The sequence below is a fragment of the Telluria sp. LT1R51-2 genome (assembly GCF_059685775.1).
The window spans coordinates 1-26,607 of sequence record NZ_JCASIM010000001.1 but is presented as its reverse complement, the minus strand read 5'-3'; the positions used below and the strand labels follow the sequence as shown (position 1 = coordinate 26,607).

Genomic DNA, 26,607 nt, shown 5'->3' with positions numbered 1-26,607 from the left:
CACTCTGTCCCCACTTATCGGGCGACCGCGAGCAATTGCCCAACAATTCGACTCTGACCCTATTTGTTTGGACGGCCCAAACTGTCCGTGAAGCAGGAAAGCTGAGCCGATTCCCGTTCAAGTGATCAAATTGATTAGCGATATTCCAAGCGGAAAATAAATCGATTCCTGAAAGCACATAAACAATGAGGGTCAGAGTCGAATTGTTTGACAACTCTAGAGAATTGCCCAATAAGTCGACTCTGACCCTAATTAATTTGCAAGAGTTTCCGCCAATCTAAATTAGGGTCAGAGTCGAATTGTTTGACAACTTTGGGTAATTGCCCAACAAATCTACTCTGACCCTAATTGTTGGGCTATTGCTTTTGGGTGCCGTAGCGGGTGCGGTAGGCGGAGACGGCGTCTTTGTGTTGCGACAGGCGCGGGTCGGCGGTGTGGGTGTCGAGGTAGGTGAAGAGGTCGGCGAGGTTGGCGATCGAGATCACCGGGATGTTGAATTCGCGCGAGACTTCCTGCACTGCCGACAGTTCGGACAGTTTGTCATCCGTGCCCGAGCGTTCCATGCGGTCCAGTGCGATGAGGACGGCGGCTGGCTCGGCGCCGGCGGCGCGGATCATGGCGACCGATTCGCGCACCGAGGTGCCGGCGCTGATCACGTCGTCGATGATCACAACCTTGCCCTGCAGCTTGGCGCCGACGATGGTGCCGCCTTCGCCGTGGTCTTTTGCTTCCTTGCGGTTGTACGCGTACGACGTGTCGCGGCCTTTTGCGGCCAGGGCCACTGCGGTCGCAGAGGCCAGCGTGATGCCTTTGTAGGCCGGGCCGAACAGCATGTCGAATTCGACGCCCGAGTCGAGCAGCGTCTGTGCGTAGAACTGGGCCAGCTTGCCCAGCGTGGCGCCGTCGTGGAACAGACCGGCGTTGAAGAAGTATGGCGACAGGCGCCCGGCCTTGGTCGTGAATTGGCCGAACTTCAATACTTCGGCCTCGACCGAAAACCCGATGAATTGCTGGCGCAGATCAGTCATGTACTTCTCCCTGGATGTCGAAAGCGGCTATTTTAATCGCTCACGGCCCTGCCGGCGACGACCCGTAGTGCTTCGGCACCGCTGATCGGCTTGACCATGTGCGCCGCAAAGCCGCTGGCCTGGCTGCGCGCGCGGTCCGTGGCCTGGCCGTATCCGGTCAGTGCGACCAGGCGGCACAGGCGCCCTGCCGGCAGCGCGTGGATGCGCGCAGCGAGCTGGTAGCCGTCGAGCACCGGCAGGCCGATGTCGAGCAGCGCGACGTCGGGCCGGAAGCGCTCGATCGCTGCCAGCGCCGCCACCGGATCGTGATACACCTCGACCGTGTGGCCATGCGCCGTCAGCAGGCGCGCCAGCATATTGGCGCCGTCGGCATTGTCGTCCACCACCAGCACCCGCTGCGGCGCGCTGTCCACGATTGGTGCGACCACGATGGCCACCGGCACGGCCAGCCCTGCCACGCCGCGCAGCGGCAGGCGCACCACGAACTCGCTGCCCAGGCCACGCCCTGCGCTGCGCGCTTCGACAGTGCCACCATGCAGTTCGACGATGTTCCTGACCAGCGCCAGCCCGATCCCGAGCCCGCCCTCAGCGCGGTCGATGCTGCGTTTGCCCTGGAAGAACAGCTCGAACACCTGCTCGTGCATGGCCGGCGCCAGGCCAATGCCCGTGTCGCGCACGCTGATCTCGACCACGTCCGCGCCGTCGCACCGCGCGCGCAGCCAGATCCGGCCACCCGGTTCGGTGTAGCGCGCGGCATTGGTCAAGAGGTTCGACACCACCTGCACCAGCCGCGCCGGATCGCCCTCCCACACCAGGCCCGGTTCGACGTCGGCCTCGAGATGGTGGCCGCGCTGCTCCACCAGCAAACTCGCCATCTCGAGCGCGCGGCCCGTCACGTGCGCCATCTCGACCTGCTCGAACTTCAGTTCGATCTTGCCGCGCGTGACGCGCGAGACGTCGAGCAGGTCGTCCACCAGCCGCACCAGATGGTCGACCTGGCGCTGGATGATCTCGCCCTCGCGGCCGTACGCGCCATCGCCGCGCATGCGCATCAGTTGCAGCGCGGTGACGATCGGCGAGAGCGGATTGCGCAGCTCATGGCCCAGCATCGCCAGGAATTCATCCTTGGCCTGGCTGGCTGCGCCCAGGTCGACCAGCAGCTGCTCGCGCTCGCGGGCGGCGTGCTCGATTGCCAGGCGGTTGCGTACGTGCTCGGTCACATCGACCGCCACCACGATCACGCCTTCCGGCCGCCTATCCAGGTCCAGCAGCGGCTCCAGGCTGAACTTGAAGAAGCGCTCGACCGGCTGGCCGTGCGCGTCCGGGCGCGTGACGGACAGCTCCTCGGCCTGGTACGACACGCCGCTGGCGTAGACGCGCGCGACCGCCTCCGCCACGCCAGCGCCGCCCAGATGCGGGAACGCTTCGTCGAAGGTCTGGCCCAGCATGCTGCTGGTGTCGATCAGGTCGCGGTAGCGGTTGTTCACCAGTCGGAAGCGCAGCTCGGGCCCCATCAACAACGCCGCCGCGACCGGCGCGGCCATCAGCATGGCGTCGCGCTGCGCCAGCGCCTGGTCGCGCTCGTGGCGTTCGGATGCATCGCGCGTGAAGCAGCGCGTATAGCGCAGCTGGCCATCGACGAAATGCCCGTTCGAGTGGATCAGCACGTGCCTGATCGAGCCATCCTTGCAGCGCAGGCGCGCCGGCTGGTCATACAGCGCCTCGCCCGCGAGCAGCGTGCGCAGGATGAAGTCGATCGTGGCCGGATCTTCGTGAAAGTCAGCGATATGCCGCCCGACGTAGTCTTCCCAGCCATAGCCAAGCATCTGCAATTCGGCGCGGTTGGCCCACAGGATGGTGCCGTCGGGGCCGACGCGGTGCAGCCCTTCGACGGCGTTCTCCACGAAATCGTAGAGTTCGGCAGCCGTGGCGTCATCGTGCTCACGCACGGGAATAGCGACGACGTCCGCAGGGAGCGGTTTGTCAATGTTCATGGGGTCGGGAAGAAGAAAATGCGGCGTGCCATCGACACGCAGGGGACCGCCAGTATACCAGATCGTTTCCAATTATCACGAATGGTCCCCATAAAGCAACAGGTCGAGGGCATGACGGGCAGCATCAAAACACGCTACACTTGCCGGCTATTGACGCGCCTCCCAATGCGCTCTGCCCTTTTTCACCTGCTTGATTATCTCCATGCCACGAATCATTTCCGCAAACCTCAACGGTATCCGCTCCGCCCACAAGAAGGGCTTCTTTGACTGGCTGTCGACGCAAGACGCCGACTACATCTGCGTCCAGGAACTCAAGGCCCAGGAAGCCGACATGACCGAGGATTTCCTGCGTCCGCACGGCTACCACGGGCGCTTCCACTACGCCGAGAAAAAGGGCTATTCGGGCACCGGCGTCTACAGCCGCACCGAACCCGACCAGCACCGTATCGGTTTCGGGTGCCTCGAATTCGATGCCGAAGGCCGCTACACGCGCTGCGACTTCGGCAACCTGACGGTCATCTCGGTCTACTGCCCGTCCGGCTCCTCGTCGCCCGAGCGCCAGCTGGCCAAGTTCCGCTTCATGGAAGTCTTCCTGCCGCATCTGCAAGAGCTGCAGGCCGAGGGCCGCGAAGTCGTCATCTGCGGCGACTGGAACATCGCGCACAAGGAGATCGACCTGAAGAACTGGAAGGGTAACCTGAAGAATTCAGGCTTCCTGCCCGAAGAACGCGCATGGATGACGCGCATCTTCGACGAGCTGGGAATGGTCGACGTGCACCGCGGCCTGGATGCGCGCCCCGACCAGTACACGTGGTGGAGCAACCGCGGCCAGGCCTACGCGAAGAACGTCGGCTGGCGCATCGACTATCACGTCGCCACGCCCGGCATCGCGGCGCGCGCCAAAACCGTCTCGGTCTACAAGGACGTGAAGTTCTCGGACCACGCCCCGCTCATCATCGACTACGACCTGTAATCCGGCCTGTAATCAATCTGGCCAGTTCAGGTCGAAGCGGCTGGCGAAGCTGCGCGGCTGGCGCGTGAGCGGATCGTCAAACGCGATGGCGCGCGCCAGCAACTGCAGCGGCGCGCTGAAATCGTCGCTGCCACAGGGCCGTGCCACCGGATAGAAGCTGTCGCCGACAATCGGCGCGCCGAGCGACGCCAGGTGCAGGCGCAACTGGTGCTTGCGCCCCGTGTGCGGATGCAACCGGTAGCGCGCCAGCGGCCCGCGCCCCTCGATCAATTCGATCAGGGTTTCCGAATTGGGTTCGCCCGCCACTTCTTCGCTGAGAAAAAACTGCGCCGCATCCTGCATGCGGCTGCGGTAGGTGAACGGCAAGGTACGCCCCTGCAGCAGTGGCGCAATCGCTTCATAGGTCTTGGTCACCACCCGCTTCTGGAACATCGACTGGTAAGCGCCGCGCGACGCGGGATTGTGCGAGAAGATCACCACGCCTGCCGTCTCGCGATCAAGCCGGTGGATCGGCACCAGATGCGGCAAATCGTGCGTGCGCTTCAGGCGCACCAGCAGCGTCTCTTTCAAAAAACGCCCGCTTGGAATCGTCGGTAGAAAATGGGGCTTGTCGGCGACCAGGATGTGGTCATCCTGGAACAGCACCGCCTCCTGGAACGGGATCAATGGCTCCGGCGTTTCCAGCTCGCGGTAGTACCAGATGCGCATGCCCTGGCGCACCGGCGTATCGAACGCCACCCGTGCCCCCTTTGCATCGACGACTTCACCACGTTCCAGCCGCGCTGCCCAGGATTGCATCGGCACGTCAGGAAAACGCTCGCATAAAAAGCGCAGCATGCCACCGGCGCGCGTCTCGGTCAGCCACAGGTAGCTGGGCGCGACGCCGTCACGCAGGGGCAGCGGGACGCGTGCATTGGCTTCGGCCTGACGGCCCCTGGCGCTACTCCCCATCAACGCCTCAATTCAGGGCAGTGCTCTTGTAGGCCGGCAGCTTGGCGACCGTCGTCTTCTTGGCACGCGCATACAGCGGCAGCAGCACGTTCATGTGCGCTTCCATGTCCTTGATGCGGGTGTCGCCGCCCGGGTGAGTCGACAGGATTTCCATCGGCGCGCTCTGGTTCAGCGTGGCCATCTTGCGCCACAGCACAATGCCGGCGCGCGGATCGTAACCGGCGCGCGACGAGATATCCAGGCCCACCAGGTCGGCCTCGCGCTCTTCGTCGCGCGAGAATTTCAGCACCAGCATGCTGCCCAGGCCATTGGCCGCGGTGGCAGTCAGGTTGGGATCGACACCGAAAATGCCCGACAACAGCGCACCGCCGACACGCGCGCCCAGCGCGGTGACGTTGGACTTGGCCAGGCGCTCGCGCCCGTGTTCACGCAGTGCGTGCGCGATCTCGTGGCCCATGATGGCCGCGGCTTCGTCGTCGGTCAGCTGCAGCTTGGTGAGGATGCCGGTATAGAAACCGATGCGGCCACCCGGCATGCAGAACGCGTTGACCTCGTCGGCCTGGATCAGGTTGACCTGCCAGTCCCACTTGCTGGCCACCGGATTCCAGCGCGGCGTGAACGGGATGATGCGCTGGGCGATCGTGCGCAGGCGCTTGAGCTGCGGGTCGCTGGTCGGCGCCAGCAAGCCTTTCTCCTTGGCCTGGCTCATCATCTCGGTGTACTGCAGGCGCGCGGCCTCGTTGACCTGCTCTTCGGGCGCCAGCACGCGCATGCGCGACAGCGGCTTGACTTCGATGCCATCCTGGACGACGACGCCGGCCTCCTGTGCGGTGGCCAGGCCGGTCGCGGCGAACAGGGTCAGACAAACGGCGAGTTGTTTCAGTTTCATCATGGCTCCGGCAGGCTGTTGTTGGCAGCCGGCCTCGTAAAATTGGTTATAAATGGGCAGCGCCCGCGCAGAATCGACGTGATCATGCCGTATGTACTGGCGCATCTCAAGCCGCCAACGCACATAAGTCGCAACCAGGCCCTGCCCTACGCTGCCGGTGGCGCTTTTTTGCGCAAGCGGAAGACCGCCATGCTGCCGCGCAGGTTCGGCAGGAACTTGACAACCTTGCCGTCGGCCAGCGCCACGCATTCCAGCACTTCCAGCCCGCATTCGACCGCCAGTTCCTGGAAATCGTAGATCGTGGCGCAGCGCACGTTCGGCGTGTCGTACCACTGGTAGGGCAGTGCGCGCGAGACCGGCATGCGCCCGCGCAGCAGCGCCAGGCGGTGCGGCCAGTGGGCGAAGTTCGGGAACGAGACAATCGCCTCGTGGCCGACGCGCACGATGTCGCGCAGCAGGCCTTCGACATGCTGCATCATCTGCAGCGAGTTCAGACACAACACGGTATCGAACGTGTTGTCGCCAAAAAGGCCCAGGCCCTTTTCCATATCATGCTGGATCACGTTGATGCCGCGCGCGGTGCTTTCCAGGACCTTGTCGTCGGCGATCTCGATGCCGTAGCCCGAGCAGCGCTTGCCGGATTCGAGGTAGCGCAGCATGGCGCCGTCGCCGCAGCCGACGTCGAGCACGTGAGCGCGTTCGCCCACCCAGTGCGCGATGAAGGCCAGGTCGGGCCGCAGTGTATTGAGGTCGGCAAAATTCATGCGGCCTCCTTGGCGGTGGCAATGGCGCCTGGCGTCAGTTCGAGCGCGATGCGGTTGTAGTACGCGCGCACCACGTTCATGTAGCGCGCATCGTCGAGCAGGAAGGCATCGTGGCCGTGTGGCGCGTCGATCTCGGCGTAGGTCACGCGGCGCCGGTTGCTGATCAAGGCTTCGACGATCTCGCGGCTGCGCTCGGGCGAGAAGCGCCAGTCGGTCGTAAACGACGCAATCAAGAACTGCGCTTTGGTGCCGGCCAGCGCCTTCTCCAGATCGCCATCGTACTCGCGCGCCGGATCGAAATAGTCGAGCGCCTTCGTGATCAACAGGTAGGTGTTGGCATCGAAGTATTCCGAGAACTTGTCGCCCTGGTAGCGCAGATAGGATTCGATCTCGAAGTCCACGCCGAAGTCGAAGTTGTAGTCATTCGTTTCGGCCGCATTGCGCAGCTTGCGCCCGAACTTCTCGGCCATGTCGTCGTTCGACAGATACGTGATGTGGCCGATCATGCGCGCCACTTTCAGGCCGTTCTTCGGCACCACGCCATGTTCATAAAAGTCGCCGCCGTGGTAATCGGGATCCGACAGGATCGCCTGGCGCGCGACGTCATTGAAGGCGATGTTCTGCGCCGACAGCTTTGGCGTGGACGCGATCACGATGCAGTGGCGCAGGCGCTCCGGAAACTTGATGCTCCACGACAGAGCCTGCATGCCGCCCAGCGAGCCGCCCATCACGGCGGCAAAGCGGTCGATGCCAAGGCGGTCGGCCAGCAGCGCCTGCGCGGTCACCCAGTCTTCCACCGTCACCAGCGGAAAGCTCGCGCCATACGGCTTGCCGGTGGCGGCGTTGAGATGCATCGGGCCGGTCGAGCCGAAGCATGAGCCCAGGTTGTTCACGCCGATGACGAAGAAGCGGTCGGTGTCCACGGGCTTGCCCGGGCCGACCATATTGTCCCACCAGCCGGCGCTCTTGGGCGAGTCGTACTGGCCGGCGACGTGGTGCGATGCATTCAGGGCGTGGCAGACCAGCACCGCATTGGACCTGTCGGCGTTGAGCGTGCCATAGGTTTCATACATCAGCGTGTAGTTGCTGAGCTGGGCGCCGCTTTGCAGGCGCAGCGGCCCGGCGAAGTGCATCGCCTGCGGTGTGACTATTCCAAGAGATCCCATGGGACTGTGTGCTTTGATTGATGATGCGGTGGTCGGGCCGTTGCCGGGCATGGCAACGGCGGCCGACTCACAGGGTCTGCAACTGCTCGACGGCGCTGGCGATTTCACCCGGCTCCATCGCGCGCAGGATGCGCCGGGTGCGGGTGGTGACCACGCCCAGATCGGTATTCAAAATTTCTTGTTTTACCGCCAGCAGCTGCGCCGGGTGCATCGAGAACTCGCGCAGGCCCATGCCCAGCAGCAGGCGTGTGAGCTTGACGTCACCGGCCATCTCGCCGCACACCGCCACATCCAGCCCGGCCTTGTGGCCCGTGGCGATGGTCGAGGCGATCAGCTGCAACACCGCCGGGTGCAGCGGATTATACAGGTGCGCCACTTCGTAATCGACGCGGTCGATCGCCAGCAGATACTGGATCAGGTCATTGGTGCCAATGGACAGGAAGTCCATGCGGCGCACGAACAGCGGCAGCGCCAGCGCGGCAGCCGGGATCTCGATCATGGCGCCGACCTCGATACCTTCGTCGAAGCGGATCTTCTCGTCGCGCAGCTGGGTCTTGGCCTGTTCGATCATGCCCAGCGTCTGGTCGATCTCGAACGCGTGCGCGAGCATCGGGATCAGGATGCGCACCTTGCCGAAAGCCGACGCACGAAGAATCGCGCGCAACTGCACCAGAAACATCTGCGGCTCGGCCAGGCAATAGCGGATCGCGCGCAGGCCGAGCGCCGGGTTCAGCGCCGTGTGGTCGGTCTGGTCGAGCGGCTTGTCGGCGCCCACGTCGAGCGTGCGGATCGTGACCGGGCGGCCCTTCATCGCCAGCACCGCCTTGCGGTACTGCTCGAACTGTTCTTCTTCGTCCGGGATGCGCAGCGCCTGCGCGCCGCGGCCCATGAACAAAAATTCGGAGCGGAACAGGCCCACGCCATTGGCGCCGGCTTCGAGGGCCGCCGGACAATCGTCGGGCAGTTCGATATTGGCCAGCAGCGTGATCGTGGTGCCGTCGCGCGTGATGGCCGGCGTTTTCTTGAGCTTGAGCAGGCGCTTGCGTGCCTTGGCCATCGTGATCTGGCGCGCGCGGTACTGCTCGAGCACCAACTGGCTCGGATTGCAGATAACGACGCCGGCGTCGCCGTCGACAATCAGCCAGTCGTCCTGCTCCACCAGGCGCGACGCCTGATCCATGCCGACCACCGCCGGGATATCCAGGCTGCGCGCGACGATGGCCGTGTGCGAGTTCTGGCCGCCGACGTCGGTGACGAAGCCGATGAACGAGCGTGATGCGCCATCGCGATCGCGAAACGCCAGCATGTCGGCCGGCGAGATGTCGTGGGCCACGACGATCATCTGCGGCGGTGGCTGGTCTTCGTCGGTAAACACCGGCGCGACGCTCAGCGCGGTGCCGGTCAAGACCTTTAGCACGCGCTCGGCGACCTGCTGGATGTCGTACTTGCGCTCGCGCAGGTAGGGGTCTTCGATTTCGTCGAACTGCGCCGAGAGTTCATCGATCTGCGTCACCAGCGCCCATTCGGCGTTGTAGTGGCGCGCACGGATGATGCCCTTGGGCGCTTCCGAGATCATCGGATCGGACAGGATCAGCGCATGCACGTCGATGAAGGCGCCCAGTTCGGTCGGGGCATCCTTCGGCAGGCCGGCCCAGAGTTCCTGCAGATTGTGTTGGACGGCGGCGATCGCATCCTGCAGGCGTTGCACCTCGGCCTCGACCTGTTCTTCTGGGACCAGGTAATGCTTGACGTCGAGTGCGGCCGGCGTGAGCAGGTGCGCGCGGCCGATCGCGATGCCGCGCGAGACCGGAATGCCGTGAAGGAGAAAGGAAGCCATGGAAGAATCCGTTGAACGCGAGGGGACCGCTTCACGCGGCATTATTCACCTTCACCGAACTTGTCGTTGACCAGCGCCGTGAGGGCCGCGAGCGCGGCTTCTTCGTCGGCGCCATCGGCTTCGAGCGTGACCTTGGCGCCCTTGCCGGCGGCGAGCATCATGACACCCATGATCGACTTGGCATTGATGCGCCGGCCGTTGCGGGTGAGCCAGACGTCGCTCTTGTACCTGGCGGCCAGTTGCGTGAACTTGGCGGAGGCCCGTGCGTGCAGGCCCAGCTTGTTGATGATCTCGAGTTCTTGTTGAATCATAGTCGCTTTATCGTTTTTGTAATGTGTCTGACTGCGCCCGGTATCTCCTCGCACGCATCGCCATTGCCAACGCCATCGCCGCCTGTCCTACCCCACCCGGATCCGGTTATCCACCCGCACTGCCCCGTTCTGCGCACCGGCCAGCGCCATCTCGACGACCACATCGAGCGAGTCGCGCCGGTAGGTGATCGCGCGCAGCAGCATCGGCAGGCTGATGCCAGCGATGACTTCCACGTGGCCCGCGTCGGCCAGCGAATTGCAGCAGTTCGACGGCGTGCCGCCCTTGACGTCGGTGATCACCAGCACGCCGTCGCCGTCGTCAAGACGCGCGATGGCTTCTTTGGCCAGGCAGTTGATCTGGCCGATATCCTGGTCAGCCGTCACGTCGATTGCCTCGACGCGCTCGGTGGGGCCGCGAAATACGTGCGTTGCCGCGGCGATGAATGCCTGGCCCAGCGGTGCGTGGGTCAGGAGCAGGATGCCTACCATGTCGTTATCCAAGTACTTTCTGTTCGACCGCGTCGATGAACATCGCGGCCACGTCAAAACCGGTCTGGTCGAAGATCTCCTGGAAGCAGGTCGGGCTGGTCACGTTCACTTCGGTCAGGTTCTCGCCGATCACGTCCAATCCTACCAGTAACAGGCCACGCTCGGCCAGCAACGGGCCGAGGGCTTCGGCGATCTCGCGATCGCGCTCGCTGATCGGCTGCGCCACGCCGATGCCGCCGGCGGCCAGGTTGCCGCGCACTTCGCCGTTTTGCGGAATCCGCGCCAGCACGAACGGCACCGGCTTGCCGCCGATGACCAGCACGCGCTTGTCGCCCTTGTCGATCGCCGGGATGAACTTCTGGGCCATGATCGTGTGGCGGCCGTTGGCCGTCAGCGTCTCGATGATCGAACCCAGATTGAGCGCGTCGCTTTTCACGCGGAAGATGCCGGCGCCGCCCATGCCGTCGAGCGGCTTGAAGATCACGTCGCCGTGCTTGGCGTGGAAGTCGCGCAGGCGCGCTTCATCCGAAGTGACCATCGTTGGCGACGTGTATTGGCTGAACTGGCCGATTGCCAGTTTTTCGTTGTGGTCGCGGATCGCCGACGGGCTGTTGATCACGCAGGCGCCCTGGCGCACGGCCAGTTCGAGCAGGTAGGTGCCGTAGACGTATTCCATGTCGAACGGCGGGTCCTTGCGCTCGATGATGGCGTCGAATTCGGACAATTTCACGTCGACTGCGGCATCGGCCGTGTACCAGACATCCGGCTCGCCCGTCAGGTGGATCTGCATCACGCGCGCGCTGACGATACCCTCTTCGAGCACCATGTCGCGCTGTTCGAAGAAGTACAGGGCATGACCGCGCCGGGCCGCTTCGCGCATCATGGCGAAGGTCGAATCCTTGTAAATCTTGAATCCGGACAGCGGGTCGGCGAGAAAAGCGATTTTCATGGGGCGTCCAATCGATGTAATACCTTGATTTTAGCCCGAATCGGCAAACCTCGCGGACCAAGCCCCGAGGTTTGCCGGACGCAGTGCGTCAGTACACTTCCGGATTCGGATCGGTGCGTTCGAGTTCCAGCGATGCGGCCAGCATGCCCAGGCGCGCGACGACGCCGTACACGTAAAAGCGGTTGGGCGCGGCGGTGCCCGGCTTGGCTTTCGGATCGGGCATCGCGTGCTGCTGCGCGAACGCCAGCGGCACGAACTGCGAACCGGGCGCATTGAGGTTCTGGTCGATGCCACGCTCGGCGTGCACGCGGTAGAAGCCACCCACGACATAGCGATCGATCATGTAGACGACCGGTTCGGCGACGGCGTCGTCGATCGATTCGAAGGTGGGCACGCCTTCCTGGATGATCAGATCGGTCACGGCCACGCCATCCTTGACCACCGACATGCGCGCGCGCTGGGCCGGGGTCAGGTCGCGCACTTCGCTCGCGTCCTTGATCGTCATGACGCCCATGCCATAGGTGCCGGCGTCGGGCTTGAGGATCACGAAGGGCTTGCGCTCCTTCATGCCGTATTCCTTGTACTTCTTCTTGATCTTCGAGAACAGCGCCGAGACGTCGTCGGCCAGTGCTTCGGTGCCAACGTTCTCGCGCAGGTCGACTTCGGCGCAGGTACTGTGCAGCGGGTTGACCAGCCACGGATCGATGTCGATCAGCTTGCCGAACTTCTTGGCCACTTCGTCCAGCGCCTTCAGGTGGTTGCTCTTGCGGCGCAGCGCCCAGCCGGCGTGCAGCGGCGGCAGCAAGGCTTGCTCGTGGACGTTCTCCAGGATCGACGGAATGCCGCCCGACAGGTCATTGTTGAGCAGGATGGTGCACGGGTCGAAGTCGGGCAGGCCGACGCGGCGGCCATTGGCCGAACGCACCAGCGGCTCGAGCACGAGCATATTGCCGTCCGGCAGCGCCAGCGGTGTCGGCTCGGTGATGTCGGGCGAGAACGTGCCAAGGCGGACATGCAGGCCGGTCTGGCGGAATATCTGCATCAGGCGCGCGACGTTCTGCAGGTAGATCGGGCTGCGGCGGTCGGCGTCCGGCACCAGCAGCAGGTTGCGCGCGTCGGGGCAATACTTGTCGACGGCGGCCATGGCCGCCTGTACCGTCAGCGGCAGCATTTCGCTGGCCAGGTTGTTGAAGCCACCCGGGAACAGATTGGTGTCCACCGGCGCGAGCTTGTAGCCGGCATTGCGCAGATCGACCGAGCAATAAAATGGCGGCGTGTGCTCCTGCCACTCGAGGCGGAACCAGCGCTCGATGGCAGGCGTGGCTTCGAGGATTTTCTTTTCCAGGTCCAGCAAGGGACCGGTCTGGGCGGTGGCGAGGTGCGGAACCATTGATTGGACGTCCTTGTTGTGCGCTTCTTGTTGTTAATTTAAGTTGGGAATCGCATATGGGGTTGGTCAGGCTATTTTAAAGGGCAATGCGAGGGCAATGCGAAGAATGCAAAAAACGCCGTCCCCGCTTGTGCGGAGACGACGTTTTCAGGGACAACCGGCGACTGAGCGGATCAGTAGCGGTAAGCCGACTCGCCGTGGCTCGTGATGTCCAGACCTTCGCGTTCCTCTTCTTCCGGCACACGCAGACCGATCACGATATCCACCAGCTTGAAGGCGATGAAGGCAACGACGGCCGACCAGATGACAGTCACGCCGATCGCATGGGCCTGGATCCACAGCTGGCCGACGATCGAGTAGCTCGTGTTCATCGCATTGGTCGTGTAATCCCACACGCCCTGCCCGCCCAGTGCCGGCGACGCAAACACGCCGGTCAGCATCGCGCCCAGGATACCGCCCACGCCGTGCACGCCGAACACGTCGAGCGAATCGTCGGCGCGCAGCAGGCGCTTCAGACCCGTCACGCCCCACAGGCAGACGATACCGGCCAGCAGGCCGATGACCAGCGCGCCCATCGGACCGACGAAGCCGGCGCCCGGGGTGATTGCGACCAGGCCCGACACGGCGCCCGATGCAGCGCCCAGCATCGATGGCTTGTGCTTGAAGATCCACTCGCCCAGCACCCAGGTGAGGGTCGCGCCGGCGGTGGCCAGCAGCGTGTTCAGGAACGCCAGTGCCGCCACGTCGCCCGCTTCGAGCGCCGAGCCAGCATTGAAGCCGAACCAGCCGACCCACAGCAGCGATGCGCCGACCATCGTCATCGGCAGCGAGTGTGGCGCCATCGATTCACGGCCGTAACCGATCCGCTTGCCGATCACATAGGCGCCCACCAGGCCGGCCACGGCCGAGTTGATGTGCACCACGGTGCCGCCCGCGAAGTCGAGCGCGCCCTGCTGCCACAGATAACCGGCAGCTGCGGTGACGGTCTGCAGCGAGGCAGCGTCGGTGATGGCGTCAGGACCTGCCCAGAACCAGACCATGTGCGCAACCGGCAGGTAGCCGAAGGTGAACCACAGCACGACGAACACCAGCACGGCCGCGAACTTGGCGCGTTCGGCAAAGGCGCCGACGATCAGCGCGCAGGTAATCGCTGCAAAGGTGCCCTGGAAGGCGACAAAGATGAATTCGGGGATCATCGTCTCTTTGCTGAAGGTCGCGGCCATCGCGAACTTGCCGGCGACCGGATCCCAGATGCCTTGCAGGAAAGCGCGGTCGAAGCCGCCGATGAACGCGTTGCCCTGCGTGAAGGCCAGCGAGTAGCCGTACAGGCACCACAGCACGATCACGAGGGCAAACACCATCATCACCTGCATCAGCACCGACAACATGTTCTTGGCGCGCACGAGGCCACCGTAGAACAGCGCCAGGCCGGGAATGGTCATCAGGATCACCAGCAGCGTGGCGACGAACATCCAGGCCGTATCCCCCTTGTTGATGGACGGCGCCGCCATGGCCGGGAGGGCAACGCCCAGGCCCAGCAAGGCGGTCAGTATCGTTGTAGTTATACGCTTCATGAAAACATTCCCTCTTACAGTGCGTCGTTGCCGGTCTCGCCGGTACGGATACGGATGACCTGGTTCAGGTCGGCCACGAAGATCTTGCCGTCACCGATCTTGCCGGTGCGGGCAGCGCCCTGGATCGCATCGATGACCTGGTCGACGATGGCATCGTCGACGGCGGCTTCGATCTTGATCTTGGGCAGGAAGTCGACGACGTACTCGGCGCCACGGTACAGCTCGGTGTGGCCTTTCTGGCGACCGAAACCCTTCACTTCGGTCACGGTCATGCCTTGCACGTTGATTTCCGACAGTGCCTCTCGCACCTCGTCGAGCTTGAAGGGCTTGATGATGGCGGTGATCATTTTCATGGTATTGCCTCTTTTGCAATCAAAAAGTTTTTGAGACGGACAGCACGGCGGCGGACTTGCCGAGGTTCTTGCCTTCCGGGCTCAGGTAGGCGTCGGTATTCGCCTTGTGCCACGCCAGCGCCACGGTGGCGACGCCGAAGTCCTTGGTGACGCCGACCTTGTAGTCGGTGTACGAAAACGCGCTGTTGTTCTTCAGTTTCTGGCGCCCGACGTGCAGGTTCAGGATGAAGCCGTTGCTGACGTCGATGTCGGCGCCCACGTCCAGGTAGCCGCTGCGTTTGCTGTCTGCGGTGCCGAACAGATTGGTCGTCGAGTGCGAGTACTTGATGTAGGCCGGGCCGTAGCCGAGTTTGCCGTACAGCTCGAACGTGTTCGCGCTCGGGTTCAGGCCATTGTCCGGGTAGTAGTAATACAGGCCGCCGATGTCATAGCTGATCGCGTCGCTCAACTGACCGCGCTTGCCGCCATAGACGTCCCATTCGATATTGCCGTCGCCGCCCAGGTCTTTCGTCCATTTGATGGTGGAAAGCCAGGTACCCACGTAGAAGCCGGATGGGCCATGTACGTAGTCGACGCCGCCCTGGAGGGCCGGGTCGAGGGCTGTTTGCGACAAGCCGCGGTAACGGTAGTCGCTGGTGAGGCTCGCGTTGTAGCTCACCTGGTGTTCGGCGGGTTGTTCCTGTGCCATGCCCTGCGTGCTGGCAAGTGCCGACACTGCCAGGACAACTGCGCTGAATTTTGCTTTGCACTTCATGACAAACCCCCTTGATGAACAACATGAAAAATGACTGCTTGTGGATCCTTGTGATGTTCTTTATCTACGTTTTATTTAGCAGGATGCGTGCCAGCTCATAGCCAGCTCATATCCAGCTTACAAACGGGAAAAAGGTCCTTGTTTTTTTGGTAAACACGCCCCACATCGGTTTTGCTACAACACAACGGACCGCACACGGCACCCAGACGGCCGTTCGGCGCACTAGATCAGGTCACATTGCACCATCATGGAGCGTGCGGCCTCGGCAGAAAGGGAAATCGATATGAGTAACAGCAACTTCTTCAGCGACTTGCAGGGCAAGATCAACCAGGCGCTCGAGAGCGGCCCGGCCAAGGACATTGAACGCAATGTGAAGGCGGCCATGACGTCGGGCTTTTCCAAGCTCGATCTGGTGACGCGCGAGGAATTCGATATCCAGGCCCAGGTGCTGGCCAAGACACGCAGCAAGCTCGAGGCGCTCGAACTGCGCGTGAGTGAGCTGGAAGCCAAGCTGGGTGCAGGCAGCACCACGGCGTCGTCGGCAACTTCATCGGCAACCTCGGCGACAGCGGCTTCGGCATCGGCCGCGTTTCCGACCTCGGGCAGCTCGGCGATTCCGATGCCGGGCGCCGCGCCATCGGCCACCGCGCCATTCCCGGCCGCACCGGAAGATCCGACGATCGTCGTGCCGCCAACGCTCGACAAGCATTAAACAGTCCTCAGGCCAGCCCGCCTCGCGCGGGTGGCCTCGGCGGCAGTAGCGGCACGCCCGTGTCGCCATCTTTTGACGCGCATCCCGGCTTATACTGGTTGTCTTTACGGAGACCACGATGACCCGACAGTTTGCCGCGCTGATCACCACCTGTACCCTGCTGGCCATACCAGCCCAGATCCACGCGCAGGCAACCGCTGCCGGTGGTGACGTCCGTCCCGAGATTCTGCGCCAGCTCGATGGCGCCTGGACCATGACGGGTGATGTGCGGGGCAAACCGGTCACCTACCGCATGGTGGCCAAGTCGGCCTTGCACGGCACATTCACCGAGCTGCGCATGCAGGACGTGCAGGTGCCCGCGCAGTATGAAGCGGCCGTCTTCGTCGGCTACGATGCCGCCAGCAAGACCATCATCGCGCACTGGATGGACAGCTTCGGCGCAAAGTACTCGGTCCCGCACGGCAGTGGCAACATCACCGGCAACGTCGTCACATTCACCATTCCCTACCCGAGCGGCCCGTTTCGCAATACCTGGCGTTTCGATCCGGCCACCTCGACGTGGCAGTTCGCGCTCGATGCGGCGCAGCCGGACGGCTCGTGGAAGCACTTCGCCGGCTACGCGCTCAGGCGCGACTGAGCGCGCCCGGACCGGCGGGCTTCAATCGACGCTGACTTCCTTGCGGTTGTCACGCGCCACGCGGTCGATCAGCTTGTTGTACGGATCGACACCCACATCGAACGGCTGCTCCTTCACGGTCACCGTCACGGTCGGATTCTCGCCCCGCAGTACGCGCTTCTCCAATAACAGCACCCGCTCGTCCGATTCCTTGGCATCCTTCGCGCGTGCGAACACGCCGATCTCCACGGCCTCGTCATAGGTGCGCGGCGTTTCCTGTCCCTTGCCGTCGGCCTGCATCTTCGCCAGATGCAGTTTCATCGTCACGTCCCACTGCCCGTCCGCGCGCTTGACGGCCTTTGCCTCGGTCACGCGGTTATCGTAGAAGACGATGCGCTCGAACAGGTCGGCGATCAGCGCGTGCTTGCCGACCGGGGCTTCGGCGCGGATGTAGTCGACCAGTTCGGCGGACGTCGCAAACGGCGCCTCCTGATAGCCCTTGTCCTGCAGGAAGCGCTTGAGGGCGCGGTTGAGTGCCGCTTCGCCGATCTCGTCGCGCAGGCGGTAGAAGACCAGGCTGCCCTTGCGGTAGTGGATGTAGTCCTGGTTTTCCACGCGCACCAGCGGCAGTTCCTCGATCTTTTCGGCGCCGCGCGAACTGAGATAGCGGTCCAGTTCATAGCGCAGGAAACGGCGCATTTTGTGCGGGCCGTATTCCTTCTCCATCACCATCAGCGCCGAATACTGCGCCAGCGACTCGATCAGCATGCTCGCGCCCTGCACATTCGCCGCCGTGACCTGATGGCCCCACCACTGGTGCGCCATCTCGTGCGCCGTCACGTAGAACACATAGTCGATGTCCTCCTTGTTGCGCAGGTCGGCGATAAAGCCGATCGCTTCCGAGAACGGGATCGTGTTGGCGAACGATTGCGCGAAGCGCTGGTAGTTCGGGAATTCCAGGATGCGCACCTGCTTGTGCTGGTAGGGCGTGAACTGGGCCGTGAAGTAGTCGAGCGACTTTTGCGTGCCCGCGATCATCCGGTCGACGTTGTAGGCGTGCTTCGGATCGTGATAGATCTCGATAGGGATGCCATGCCAGTCGCTTTTCCTGACCTGCCAGTCGGCCGACAGGTAGGCAAAGAACGGCATCATCTTCTGGTCCATCTTGTAGCGATAGTAATTGCGGCCGTTTTCCTTCCACGCCTTTTGCAGGTAGCCCGGCGCCAGCGCGATCTGGTCGCCGCTGGTGGAGACGGTGGTATCGAAGCTGATCCAGTCGGCGTCGTCCCCGAACATCGTGTTGACGCGCGCTGCCTTGTTCTCAAGCTTGGCCATGCGCTCCGGTTCGCCCAGGCCGCGCTTGCGGCGCTCGTTGCGGTCCAGTAGTTCGAACTCGCTTTGGTAGCCGACCAGCGGGAAGAACTCGCGGTTGTTGAAGAACGTGCCGTTCAGGTTGAGCGTGTCGCCCTTGCCCGCGTTGGAAAAACCGGGGCGGCGCACGTCGACCGTGAAGTCCAGCGCCAGGCGGGCGCCCGGCGCCGTTGGCTGCGCGAGCTTGAGTATCCGAAAGCCCGCCGCCTGGTCGTCCAGGACCACCGAGTGCGCGGGCAGACCGGCGAACGTGGTCACGACGTCCGGATTGACCTGCAGGCGCAGCATATCTAACGGCTGGCTGGTCTTGTTCTCGAAGACGTAGCGGCCCTTGACCATCACGCGCCGCTCGGCCGGGTAGATGTCCACCGCGGCGCGCACGTCGACGATCTTCACGTGCGGCAGGTCCTTGTACTTGCGATAGGTCTTTTCGTACCTGGCCTGCTTGTCCATTGCCACGTTCTGCGCTTCGTACCGGCCCAGCGTGACGGTGTTGTAGAAGATCCAGCCGCCCACCAGCGCGAATGCGATCGTGCAGACGCCCAGCGCAACGCCCGATGGGCTTTTCAGGCGCCGCGCTGCTTCGCGCGTGCGCGTGCGCCACTCGACCGACAGCCCGCGCACCCAGAATGCCTGGGCCACGATCAGGCCCGCCACGGCAAACAGGGTCCAGTACAGCGCGAACCACGACCAGCCCGTGACGAAGTGGCCGAAGCCGTTCATGTCCGAGTACGGCGTCTCCGGCAGCAGACCGATGTTGTACAGGTTGTGATCGAAGTGCAGGACCGACAGGACGATCTGCGCCACGATCAGCACGATCATGAACAGGTAGCCCAGAAACTTGTTGTTCGTGACCACCTGCAGCGCCACGGCGATCAGCGCCATCAGGATGTACGGTGTGCCCGCCATGAACACGCCCTGCAGGTACACCATCGGTTCGATCGGCGCCCCGCCCTTGTACAGCTGGATGGCGATCGCAGTCAGGATTCCGGCAAACAGGAAGGCCAGCACCACGCCAACCAGCGCCAGGCTTTTCGCCACCAGCGGCGCCCAGTTCGGCATCGGCATTGCATCGTTCACGTCGGCGATGCCGGCCTGGCGCTCCTTGAAGATCAGTTCACCGGCGTAAAAAATCACGATGATGAGCAGCAGGAAGTTATAGCTGCCCTTGAGCAGCTCGATCATCAGGTAGGTGCGCGGGTAGACGTCGGTGCCGAACATTTGCCCCAGCTGACTCGAGCTGCCCATCATATTGAGCACGCCGAACAGCAGCATGACCAGGAACGGCACGCTCTTGAAGACGGCTACGGCATCGAAGACGAAGATATGCCAGCACTGGGTCCAGCGCGTGCCGCGTGTGAAGCGCGGAGCGATGCGTGGCAGCGCGACGTGCGCCGGCATCCCGGCTGCCGGTGCTGCCGCTTTGGCCCTGCCGAACAGGCGCTTGCCGGTGCCAGGGCGCTGCGGCTTGAACAGCGCCAGCGTCAGGCCAAGCAGCGCCAGGCCGACCACGCTCCACAACAGCCGGTTGGCCAGCATATAGCCGCCGATGGCCGGCAGGCCGGCATTCGATTCGGCGGTCGAGAAGTAGCGCGTGGCGCGGCCCAGGGCGCGCAGGCCGAACGGGTCGACCAGCACGGCGATCCACTCGTTGTCGATATTGCTGGTGAATTTGCCGGCCAGGATCCACAGCACGAAGAACGCCATCACGCCGACATACACCATCATGATCGAGCGTGTGGTCGCGGCCAGCAGCATCAGCAAGGCGCCGATGAACAGGAGGTTCGGCACCACCAGCACGCACAGCGCCCACAGGTAGGCCGCGCCCGGAAACGGCCCCACGCGCTCGGCGTCGATCCACGGCATCAGCGGACCGAGCATCATGCCCGCCACGATCACCGCGAAGATCACCATGCAGGCCAGCAGGCCCGCCAGGAAACGGCCGACGAGGTAGTCGTGCTTTTTCATCGGCGTGGCAAACAGCATGTCGGAGATGCCGACGTCGCCATCGCGCAGCACCGAGCCGGCGATGAAGATGGTGACGACGAACATCGACATCAGGCTGAAGACGCCGAGCAGCTGCGCGACGACGACCGGCGCATTGCGGTTCACGTTGCCGATGCTGCCGCCGATCTGGATCGCATCGGTAGTGGTCGCACCAAAGGCCAGCGCGCCGAAGATCAGCGCGCACACCCACAACAACGGCTGGCGCAGCTGGATGCCCAGCTCGAACTTGAAGAATTCCCGTAGCATGCCGGCTCCTTACGCCACGACCGGTGCGGTGGATGCGGCCGCCGCATCGGTCGCAGAAGCGGCCACGCGGTTGGCGTTGCGGATCTGGAGGAAGTAGACGTCTTCCAGGTCCGGCTCGACGCTGACGAAGCCGTCGTCCGGCTGCGATTCGGCGAACACGTTGATCTGCGGCCGCCCCGCCACCAGGCGCGTGGAGAGCACGTTGAAATCGCGCTGGTAGTCGGCCAGCGCCTCCTGGCTGACGGTGCGGCGCCACACGCGGCTCTTGAGTGTGTCGATTGCGGCCTGCGGTTCGCCCTGCAGCAGCACGGTGCCCTTGGCGATCATCGCCATGCGCGGGCACAGGTCGGTGACGTCTTCGACGATGTGGGTCGACAGGATCACGACCACCTGTTCGCCGATCTTGGCCAGCAGGTTCAGAAAGCGGTTGCGTTCATCGGGGTCCAGGCCCGCGGTCGGTTCGTCGACGATCACCAGGCGCGGCGCGCCCAGCAGCGCCTGCGCGATGCCGAAGCGCTGGCGCATGCCACCCGAAAAGGTACCCAGGCCGCGCGAGCGCGCTTCCCACAGATTGGTCTGGTGCAGCAGCGCTTCGACCATCTCCTTGCGCTCGCCCTTGGCCGTCAGGCCCTTGAGGACGGCGAAGTGGTTCAGCAGTTTTTCGGCGCTCACCTTCGGGTAGACGCCGAAGTCCTGCGGCAGGTAGCCGAGCTGGCGGCGCAGGCCCTCCTTGTCCTTCAACACATCCAGGCCATTGAAATCGATACTGCCGCTGTCGGGGTCCTGCAGCGTGGCGATGGTCCGCATCAGCGACGACTTGCCGGCGCCGTTGGGGCCGAGCAGGCCGAACATCCCGGTTGGGATCTCCAGACTGACGTTGTTGAGCGCCTTGACGCCGTTGGCATAGGTCTTGTTGAGCTGCTTGATCGATAGCATGGACTGATTCTCCGGGGACGGTTGCGGTTATGGTGCTGTTCACGATCAATGTAACGTTAATAAAAAGCAATGTCCGCATTTTGTGACAGACGGTATGAATCGCGGCATGAACGACGAGATCACCGGTATATGCATTGGTCATGAAAGGGCAAGCGCGCGCACGCCTGTCCGCTCTCAAACGGTCGCGCGATGCGCGCTTTAGGATGGGGCACCCTGGCGTCATGCGGAAGGAATCCAATGAGTCTTGCCGTCCTCAAAAGCCGCGCGCTGGCCGGCATGGCAGCGCCACCGGTCAATGTCGAAGTCCATCTGGCCAACGGTCTTCCGGGCTGGACGATCGTGGGCCTGCCCGACACCGAAGTGCGCGAAGCGAAGGACCGTGTGCGCGCCGCGTTGCAGAATTCGGGCTTCGATATTCCGCCGCGCCGCATCACGATCAATCTCGCGCCGGCCGATCTGCCCAAGGAGTCGGGCCGCTTCGATCTGCCGATTGCGCTGGGCATCCTGGCTGCATCGCACCAGATCCGGGGCGATGCACTGGACCGTTACGAGTTCGCCGGCGAATTGTCGTTGTCGGGCGAGCTGCGGCCGATTCGCGGCGCATTGGCGATGGCGTTTGCGATGGTGCGTGCGAGTTCTTCAGAATCTGCTTTACAGACCTACCTGCAGGACCGGGCTTTCATCCTGCCGCTGGCCAATGCCGACGAAGCAGCGCTGGTCGACGCCGCCGAGATCCTGCCGGCGCGCACGCTGCTCGAGGTCTGTGCGCACTTCGCCAACGCGCCCGATGCGCCCAAGCTGGTGCGGCATGTGGGGCCGGCCTTTGCGCATGCCGTGTGCTACCCCGATTTCGCCGAGGTCAAGGGCCAGCAGCATGCCAAGCGCGCGCTCGAGGTGGCCGCGGCCGGCGCGCATTCGTGCTTGCTGGTCGGCCCACCCGGTGCGGGCAAGAGCATGCTGGCGGCGCGCCTGCCAGGCTTGCTGCCGTTGATGAGTGACGCCGAAGCGCTCGAATCGGCTGCCGTACAATCGCTCGCCGGCGGCTTCTCGCCGCAACGCTGGCGCCAGCGGCCATTTCGCAGCCCGCATCACACGACGTCCGGCGTGGCCCTGGTGGGCGGTGGTAGCGTGCCAAGGCCCGGCGAAGTCTCGCTCGCGCATCATGGGGTATTGTTTCTCGACGAGCTGCCCGAGTTCGACCGGCGCGTGCTCGAGGTGCTGCGCGAGCCGCTCGAGTCGGGGCAGATCACGATTTCGCGCGCGGCGCACCAGGCCGATTTTCCGGCGCGCTTCCAGCTCATCGCGGCGATGAATCCGTGTCCGTGCGGCTGGCTCGGGCACGCCAGCGGCAAATGCCGCTGCACCGAAGACTCGGTGCTGCGCTACCAGAGCCGTATCTCCGGCCCCCTGCTTGATCGCATCGATATCCAGTTGCCGGTCGCGGCGCTGGGGCCCGAGAGCATGGGTGCACGCGCCGATGGAGAACCGAGCAGCGTGATCGCAGTACGGGTAGCGCAGGCGCGTGCAGTGCAGATGGCGCGCCAGGGCTGCCCCAACAGCCATCTTGGGCCGCGCGACATTGACCGTTATTGCGCGCCTGACGAAGCCGGAGAGCGCCTGCTGCATGCCACGGCCCGGCATCTGCACTGGTCAGCGCGCGCATATCACCGCGTTCTTAAAGTGGCGCGTACGGTGGCCGACCTGGCCGGCAGCGAACACGTGGCAGCCACGCACGTGGCCGAGGCGATCGGGTACCGGCGCGCGCTGCAGGGCGATTAGCAGGTCTTGCGTTCTGCGGCGCTGCTGTTACCATCGACGCATGCGACCCTCTATCGTGCGTGCCCTGCAGATTGTCCCGATCCTCCTGGCAGGCGCGCTGCTGGCCGGCTGCAATCCGGCCTATAATTGGCGTGACCATACAAGCGAGGACGGTCGCTTCAAGGTGCTGTTTCCGGCCAAGCCCGCGACCCTGACCCGCACGGTGGATCTGAACGGCCTGCAGGTCGAGATGACGATGACGGCGGCCAAGGTGGACAACACGACGTTCGCCGTGGGCACCGCTGTCGCACCCGATGCGGCGCGCGCGCAGGCGGCGCTGCCGGCCATGCGCCTGGCGCTGCTGCGCAATATCGGTGCGCCCGACGCTGCGGCCACCGATGACCTGAGCGTGGATGCCACGGGCGCGGGCCAGGGCGTGCCAATGCACCTGAGCGGGCGCTTCGCCGCGAAGGGCAACCGCGTCTACCAGGTCATCGTGCTTGGCCCAGCAGGCAAGACGCCGCCGGAGCAGGTCGAGCAGTTCCTCACTTCCTTCACCAGCTTGTAAGATCGCCCATGGATGACCAACGCCCCGCCCTGCGCCTGGTCGGCCTGCGCAAGCAGTTCGGCCGCCCTGCCGTCGATGGCCTTGACCTGCTGGTCCGGCGCGGCGAGTTCTATGCATTGCTCGGGCCGAACGGCGCCGGCAAGACGACGACGCTGCGCCTGGTCACGGGTCTGCTGGCGCCCGACGCCGGCACGATCGAGGTGCTGGGCGTGGACATGACTGCGGCGCCGGCGGCGGCCAAAGCCAAGCTGGCCTACCTGCCGGACGAGCCGATGTTGTACGGGAAGCTCAAGCCATTCGAGTACCTCGAATTTGTCGCCGGCCTGTGGGGCGTGCCGGCGCAGGCCGCAGAACCGCGTGCGCGCGAACTGCTTGACTGGCTCGACCTGCACCAGCATGCGCACAAGCTGACCGAAGGTTTTTCGCGCGGGATGAAGCAGAAGCTCGCGCTGGCCGGCGCCCTGATCCACGACCCTGAACTCCTGATCCTCGACGAACCGCTCACTGGCCTGGATGCAGCGGCAGCGCGCCAGGTGAAAGACCTGCTGCTGGCGCACGTGGCCAAGGGCGGCACCGTCATCCTGACAACGCACATCCTCGAAGTGGCCGAGCGCCTGGCGCACCGCATCGGGATCATTCGCCAGGGCCGGCTGATCGCCGAAGGCACGCTGGAGGCGCTGCGCGAACGTACGCCGGGCGGCAGCCTCGAAGACATGTTCCTGCACCTGATGGCTGCGCCATGAGGCTGGCGCCGGGCAGTGTCGGCTGGCTGCTGCGGCACGAGCTGCGACTTGCCTGGTTCAATGCGGCGGGCGGCAAAGCGGCGGACGGGCGGCGCCGGCCAGGCAATCTGGCGCTCGGTCTGGCGGCTGCTGGCTGTATCGTCATGCATGTCGCAAGCTGGTTTGTCGTGCGTCAGCTGGCCGGCATGCCGGGGGACGATGCACGCATCCTGCTGGCGGTTTCCGCGCTGCTGATCGTGGCCACGACCTTCATGCTGTCATCGGCGATCAAGGCGTGCGTCGTCGTGATGTTCGAGCGCAGCGACCTCGATCTGCTGCTGTCGTCACCCCTGCCCTCGCGCAGCATTTTCACGGTGCGGCTGCTGGGCGTGTGCGCGAGCACGGCGGCGCTGTACCTGTTTTTGCTGGCGCCGTTCGCGCATGCGGGGCTGCTGCAGGGCCAATGGCGCTGGCTCGGGATTTATCCGGGCGTGATTGGTCTTGCGGTGCTGTGCAGTTGTGGCGCCATGTTGCTCACGCTTGGCCTCGTGCGTATGCTCGGTGCGCGCCGCACGCGCGTCGTGGCGCAGATTGTCGGGGCACTGGCCGGCGCGCTGCTCGTCATCGCGTCGCAGCTGCATGCGCTCACGTCCAGGCAGACGCAAGAGCGGATTCGCGATACCGTGCTGGGGATGGTGCAGGCGGAGGATGCAGCGGATAACCTGCTCTGGCTGCCAGCGCGGGCGATGCTGGGCGAGCCGTTGCCAGTGCTGCTGCTCGGCGCCCTTGCGTGCGGCATGTTCATGCTGACCACCTGGCGCACGCATCGCTTCTTTGCGCGCGGGCTGCAACTGGCCGCGTCGACGCCTTCGATCGCTGCGGGCAAGGCGTCATCGACAACGGCGCGGCCCCGTTTCGGGCGTGACCTGTTTCGCACGGTGGTCATCAAGGAATGGCGCCTGATCGTGCGCGATCCGCAGTTGCTGTCGCAGGTGATGCTGCAAATACTGTTTTTGCTGCCGTTGTTCTTCCTGATTTTCAAGCGTGCCGATGTGCAGGTGCAAGCCATTGGTGCAGGCCTGGCGTTGCTGTGCAGTTCGCTGACCGGTGCGTTGGCATGGATTGCGTTGTCGGCCGAGGATACGCCGGATCTGCTGCTGGTATCGCCTGCATCGCAGCGCACGGTGCGGCGCGCCAAGCTGGCAGCGGCGATGATGCCGGTACTGGGGTTGGTGGCTGTTCCTCTGCTATGGCTGACAGTGCGGATGCCTGCGGCCGGGCTGGTCGGATTCCTGGTCGTGTGCGGGGCTGTCACGGGTGCGGGTCTGGTGGTGTTCTGGTGCGGGCGCCCTGGCGTGCGCAGTAATTTCAAGGGGCGTGGCAAAGGTGGCTTCGTAATGAACGTGCTTGAATTGTTCAACAGCCTGGCGTGGGGCGCGCTGGGATGGCTGCTGTCGGCTGCCACGCTTGGGCCACTCGACGACATGGGCATGGCCACAGCGGCAGGGGCGGCAGTCGTCGCCATTGCCGTCCCTGGCATCGCGTGGATGGTGCGGCCTCGGCCGGTGTGAGCGCGACCGCACTGTGAAGGGGCGCGAGTCGTGCTATCGTTTAATTACTAACAAAACCAAGAGATAGCTATGTTGATTACATTTAAATGCAAAACGTATCCAGAAGTTCTGATGTATCAGGAACATGCCAAACGTATCCTTGACCTGCTGCACAAGGAGCCGGAACGCGGCGTGATTACTTCGGCCGAAGCCACCCAGGTGATTTCGCTGGTCGAGGAAGAAATCGAAGAGTCCCGCAAGCATCAGGTATCGGATCAGGTGGCGCACGATGTTCATGCGCATCACCGTGATGAAGACGACCATGACCATCAGGCAATTGAGGTCGTCAGTTTCTCGACCCGCATGTATCCGCTGCTGGAAATGCTGCGCTCGGCGCGTGATAACAAGACCGATATCCTTTGGGGTGTGTAAGCAGGCTTTGGTTTTTCCTTGTCTGCATGTAAAAAGCCCGCTGATCTGAGTCAGCGGGCTTTTTTGCGTCACTTCGGTCGGGTGGTACTGGTTGTTTGATTGCCTGAACATCGTCGCTCAAAGCGAAAAGCCCCACTCAGATCACTGAGTGGGGCTTTTCTATATAACTAGCCTGACGATAACCTACTTTCACACTGGTTGCAGCACTATCATCGGCGCAAAGTCGTTTCACGGTCCTGTTCGGGATGGGAAGGGGTGGGACCGACT

The 26,607-nt window shown here is 63.7% G+C and carries 23 protein-coding genes, 1 rRNA gene and 1 pseudogene; 8 read left to right on the top strand and 17 right to left on the bottom strand.

Annotated features, from left to right (window positions below; all coding sequences use genetic code 11):
• Nucleotides 1–356: 356 nt before the first annotated feature.
• Both pyrE and AC56LH_RS00120 read right to left on the bottom strand, forming a co-directional pair.
• On the bottom strand, nt 357–1,028 hold the full coding sequence (gene pyrE / locus AC56LH_RS00125) for an orotate phosphoribosyltransferase (protein WP_499642990.1): 672 nt from the start codon (nt 1,026–1,028) through the stop codon (nt 357–359).
• A gap of 32 nt (nt 1,029–1,060) precedes the next feature.
• Nucleotides 1,061–3,022: a hybrid sensor histidine kinase/response regulator gene (locus tag AC56LH_RS00120; protein WP_499642988.1), complete on the bottom strand. Its 1,962-nt coding sequence runs from the start codon at nt 3,020–3,022 to the stop codon at nt 1,061–1,063.
• Between the two features lie 202 nt (nt 3,023–3,224).
• On the opposite strand from AC56LH_RS00120, the gene AC56LH_RS00115 reads away from it, so the two are divergent.
• Entirely contained in the window at nt 3,225–3,995 is a 771-nt protein-coding gene (locus tag AC56LH_RS00115) for an exodeoxyribonuclease III (protein WP_499642986.1), read from the top strand.
• 12 nt (nt 3,996–4,007) lie between these two features.
• Here the strand turns inward: AC56LH_RS00115 and AC56LH_RS00110 are convergent, their stop codons facing one another.
• The 12 genes from AC56LH_RS00110 to AC56LH_RS00055 all read right to left on the bottom strand — a co-directional run bounded on the left by AC56LH_RS00110 (nt 4,008) and on the right by AC56LH_RS00055 (nt 15,422).
• On the bottom strand, nt 4,008–4,946 hold the full coding sequence (locus AC56LH_RS00110; protein ID WP_499642984.1) for a pseudouridine synthase: 939 nt from the start codon (nt 4,944–4,946) through the stop codon (nt 4,008–4,010).
• A 7-nt stretch (nt 4,947–4,953) separates the two neighbouring features.
• Complete coding sequence (locus AC56LH_RS00105; protein ID WP_307732225.1) at nt 4,954–5,835, bottom strand: M48 family metallopeptidase; 882 nt, start codon at nt 5,833–5,835, stop codon at nt 4,954–4,956.
• 146 nt (nt 5,836–5,981) lie between these two features.
• On the bottom strand, nt 5,982–6,599 hold the full coding sequence (gene metW, locus AC56LH_RS00100) for a methionine biosynthesis protein MetW (RefSeq protein ID WP_332532528.1): 618 nt from the start codon (nt 6,597–6,599) through the stop codon (nt 5,982–5,984).
• Nucleotides 6,596–7,816 carry a homoserine O-succinyltransferase MetX gene (gene metX / locus AC56LH_RS00095; protein ID WP_499642982.1) on the bottom strand — a complete coding sequence of 407 codons (1,221 nt, stop codon included), beginning with the start codon at nt 7,814–7,816 and terminating at the stop codon, nt 6,596–6,598. The genes metW and metX overlap by 4 nt, the downstream gene beginning before the upstream one ends.
• Nucleotides 7,817–7,832: 16 nt before the next feature.
• Nucleotides 7,833–9,602: a phosphoenolpyruvate--protein phosphotransferase gene (gene ptsP / locus AC56LH_RS00090; protein WP_499642980.1), complete on the bottom strand. Its 1,770-nt coding sequence runs from the start codon at nt 9,600–9,602 to the stop codon at nt 7,833–7,835.
• 41 nt (nt 9,603–9,643) lie between these two features.
• Nucleotides 9,644–9,913, bottom strand: a complete 270-nt coding sequence (locus tag AC56LH_RS00085; protein ID WP_183556652.1) for an HPr family phosphocarrier protein — start codon at nt 9,911–9,913, stop codon at nt 9,644–9,646.
• A gap of 87 nt (nt 9,914–10,000) precedes the next feature.
• Nucleotides 10,001–10,402 carry a PTS sugar transporter subunit IIA gene (locus AC56LH_RS00080; protein ID WP_183556650.1) on the bottom strand — a complete coding sequence of 134 codons (402 nt, stop codon included), beginning with the start codon at nt 10,400–10,402 and terminating at the stop codon, nt 10,001–10,003.
• A gap of 4 nt (nt 10,403–10,406) precedes the next feature.
• Nucleotides 10,407–11,351 carry a glutathione synthase gene (gene gshB, locus AC56LH_RS00075; RefSeq protein ID WP_499642978.1) on the bottom strand — a complete coding sequence of 315 codons (945 nt, stop codon included), beginning with the start codon at nt 11,349–11,351 and terminating at the stop codon, nt 10,407–10,409.
• 88 nt (nt 11,352–11,439) lie between these two features.
• Nucleotides 11,440–12,741: a glutamate--cysteine ligase gene (gene gshA, locus AC56LH_RS00070; protein WP_499642976.1), complete on the bottom strand. Its 1,302-nt coding sequence runs from the start codon at nt 12,739–12,741 to the stop codon at nt 11,440–11,442.
• A gap of 173 nt (nt 12,742–12,914) precedes the next feature.
• Nucleotides 12,915–14,315, bottom strand: a complete 1,401-nt coding sequence (locus AC56LH_RS00065) for an ammonium transporter (RefSeq protein WP_183556644.1) — start codon at nt 14,313–14,315, stop codon at nt 12,915–12,917.
• Nucleotides 14,316–14,329: 14 nt separating this feature from the next.
• On the bottom strand, nt 14,330–14,668 hold the full coding sequence (gene glnK / locus AC56LH_RS00060; RefSeq protein ID WP_137171558.1) for a P-II family nitrogen regulator: 339 nt from the start codon (nt 14,666–14,668) through the stop codon (nt 14,330–14,332).
• Between the two features lie 19 nt (nt 14,669–14,687).
• A complete protein-coding gene (locus tag AC56LH_RS00055; protein ID WP_499642970.1) occupies nt 14,688–15,422 on the bottom strand; it encodes a TorF family putative porin in 735 nt (244 codons plus the stop codon).
• Between the two features lie 283 nt (nt 15,423–15,705).
• On the opposite strand from AC56LH_RS00055, the pseudogene AC56LH_RS00050 reads away from it, so the two are divergent.
• Nucleotides 15,706–15,939 (top strand): annotated as a pseudogene (locus AC56LH_RS00050) (accessory factor UbiK family protein); the annotation flags it as partial.
• Nucleotides 15,940–16,252: 313 nt separating this feature from the next.
• A complete protein-coding gene (locus AC56LH_RS00045; RefSeq protein WP_499642968.1) occupies nt 16,253–16,771 on the top strand; it encodes a DUF1579 family protein in 519 nt (172 codons plus the stop codon).
• A gap of 21 nt (nt 16,772–16,792) precedes the next feature.
• Here the strand turns inward: AC56LH_RS00045 and AC56LH_RS00040 are convergent, their stop codons facing one another.
• Nucleotides 16,793–20,374: an ABC transporter permease/M1 family aminopeptidase gene (locus AC56LH_RS00040; protein WP_499642966.1), complete on the bottom strand. Its 3,582-nt coding sequence runs from the start codon at nt 20,372–20,374 to the stop codon at nt 16,793–16,795.
• Between the two features lie 9 nt (nt 20,375–20,383).
• Nucleotides 20,384–21,310: an ABC transporter ATP-binding protein gene (locus tag AC56LH_RS00035; RefSeq protein ID WP_499642964.1), complete on the bottom strand. Its 927-nt coding sequence runs from the start codon at nt 21,308–21,310 to the stop codon at nt 20,384–20,386.
• A 237-nt stretch (nt 21,311–21,547) separates the two neighbouring features.
• Between AC56LH_RS00035 and AC56LH_RS00030 the strand changes: the two genes are divergently transcribed.
• From AC56LH_RS00030 to AC56LH_RS00010, 5 genes are all read left to right on the top strand, one after another.
• The gene (locus AC56LH_RS00030; protein WP_499642962.1) at nt 21,548–23,089 is read left to right on the top strand and encodes a YifB family Mg chelatase-like AAA ATPase; all 1,542 of its coding nucleotides are present in this window, start codon (nt 21,548–21,550) and stop codon (nt 23,087–23,089) included.
• A gap of 40 nt (nt 23,090–23,129) precedes the next feature.
• Nucleotides 23,130–23,636, top strand: a complete 507-nt coding sequence (locus tag AC56LH_RS00025) for a hypothetical protein (RefSeq protein ID WP_499642960.1) — start codon at nt 23,130–23,132, stop codon at nt 23,634–23,636.
• Nucleotides 23,637–23,644: 8 nt separating this feature from the next.
• Complete coding sequence (locus AC56LH_RS00020; protein ID WP_499642958.1) at nt 23,645–24,379, top strand: ABC transporter ATP-binding protein; 735 nt, start codon at nt 23,645–23,647, stop codon at nt 24,377–24,379.
• Nucleotides 24,376–25,929: a putative ABC transporter permease subunit gene (locus AC56LH_RS00015; protein ID WP_499642956.1), complete on the top strand. Its 1,554-nt coding sequence runs from the start codon at nt 24,376–24,378 to the stop codon at nt 25,927–25,929. The genes AC56LH_RS00020 and AC56LH_RS00015 overlap by 4 nt, the downstream gene beginning before the upstream one ends.
• Nucleotides 25,930–25,998: 69 nt before the next feature.
• Entirely contained in the window at nt 25,999–26,340 is a 342-nt protein-coding gene (locus AC56LH_RS00010; protein WP_258838209.1) for a DUF1840 domain-containing protein, read from the top strand.
• A gap of 170 nt (nt 26,341–26,510) precedes the next feature.
• Here the strand turns inward: AC56LH_RS00010 and rrf are convergent.
• Nucleotides 26,511–26,607, bottom strand: a 5S ribosomal RNA gene (gene rrf, locus AC56LH_RS00005); the annotation flags it as partial.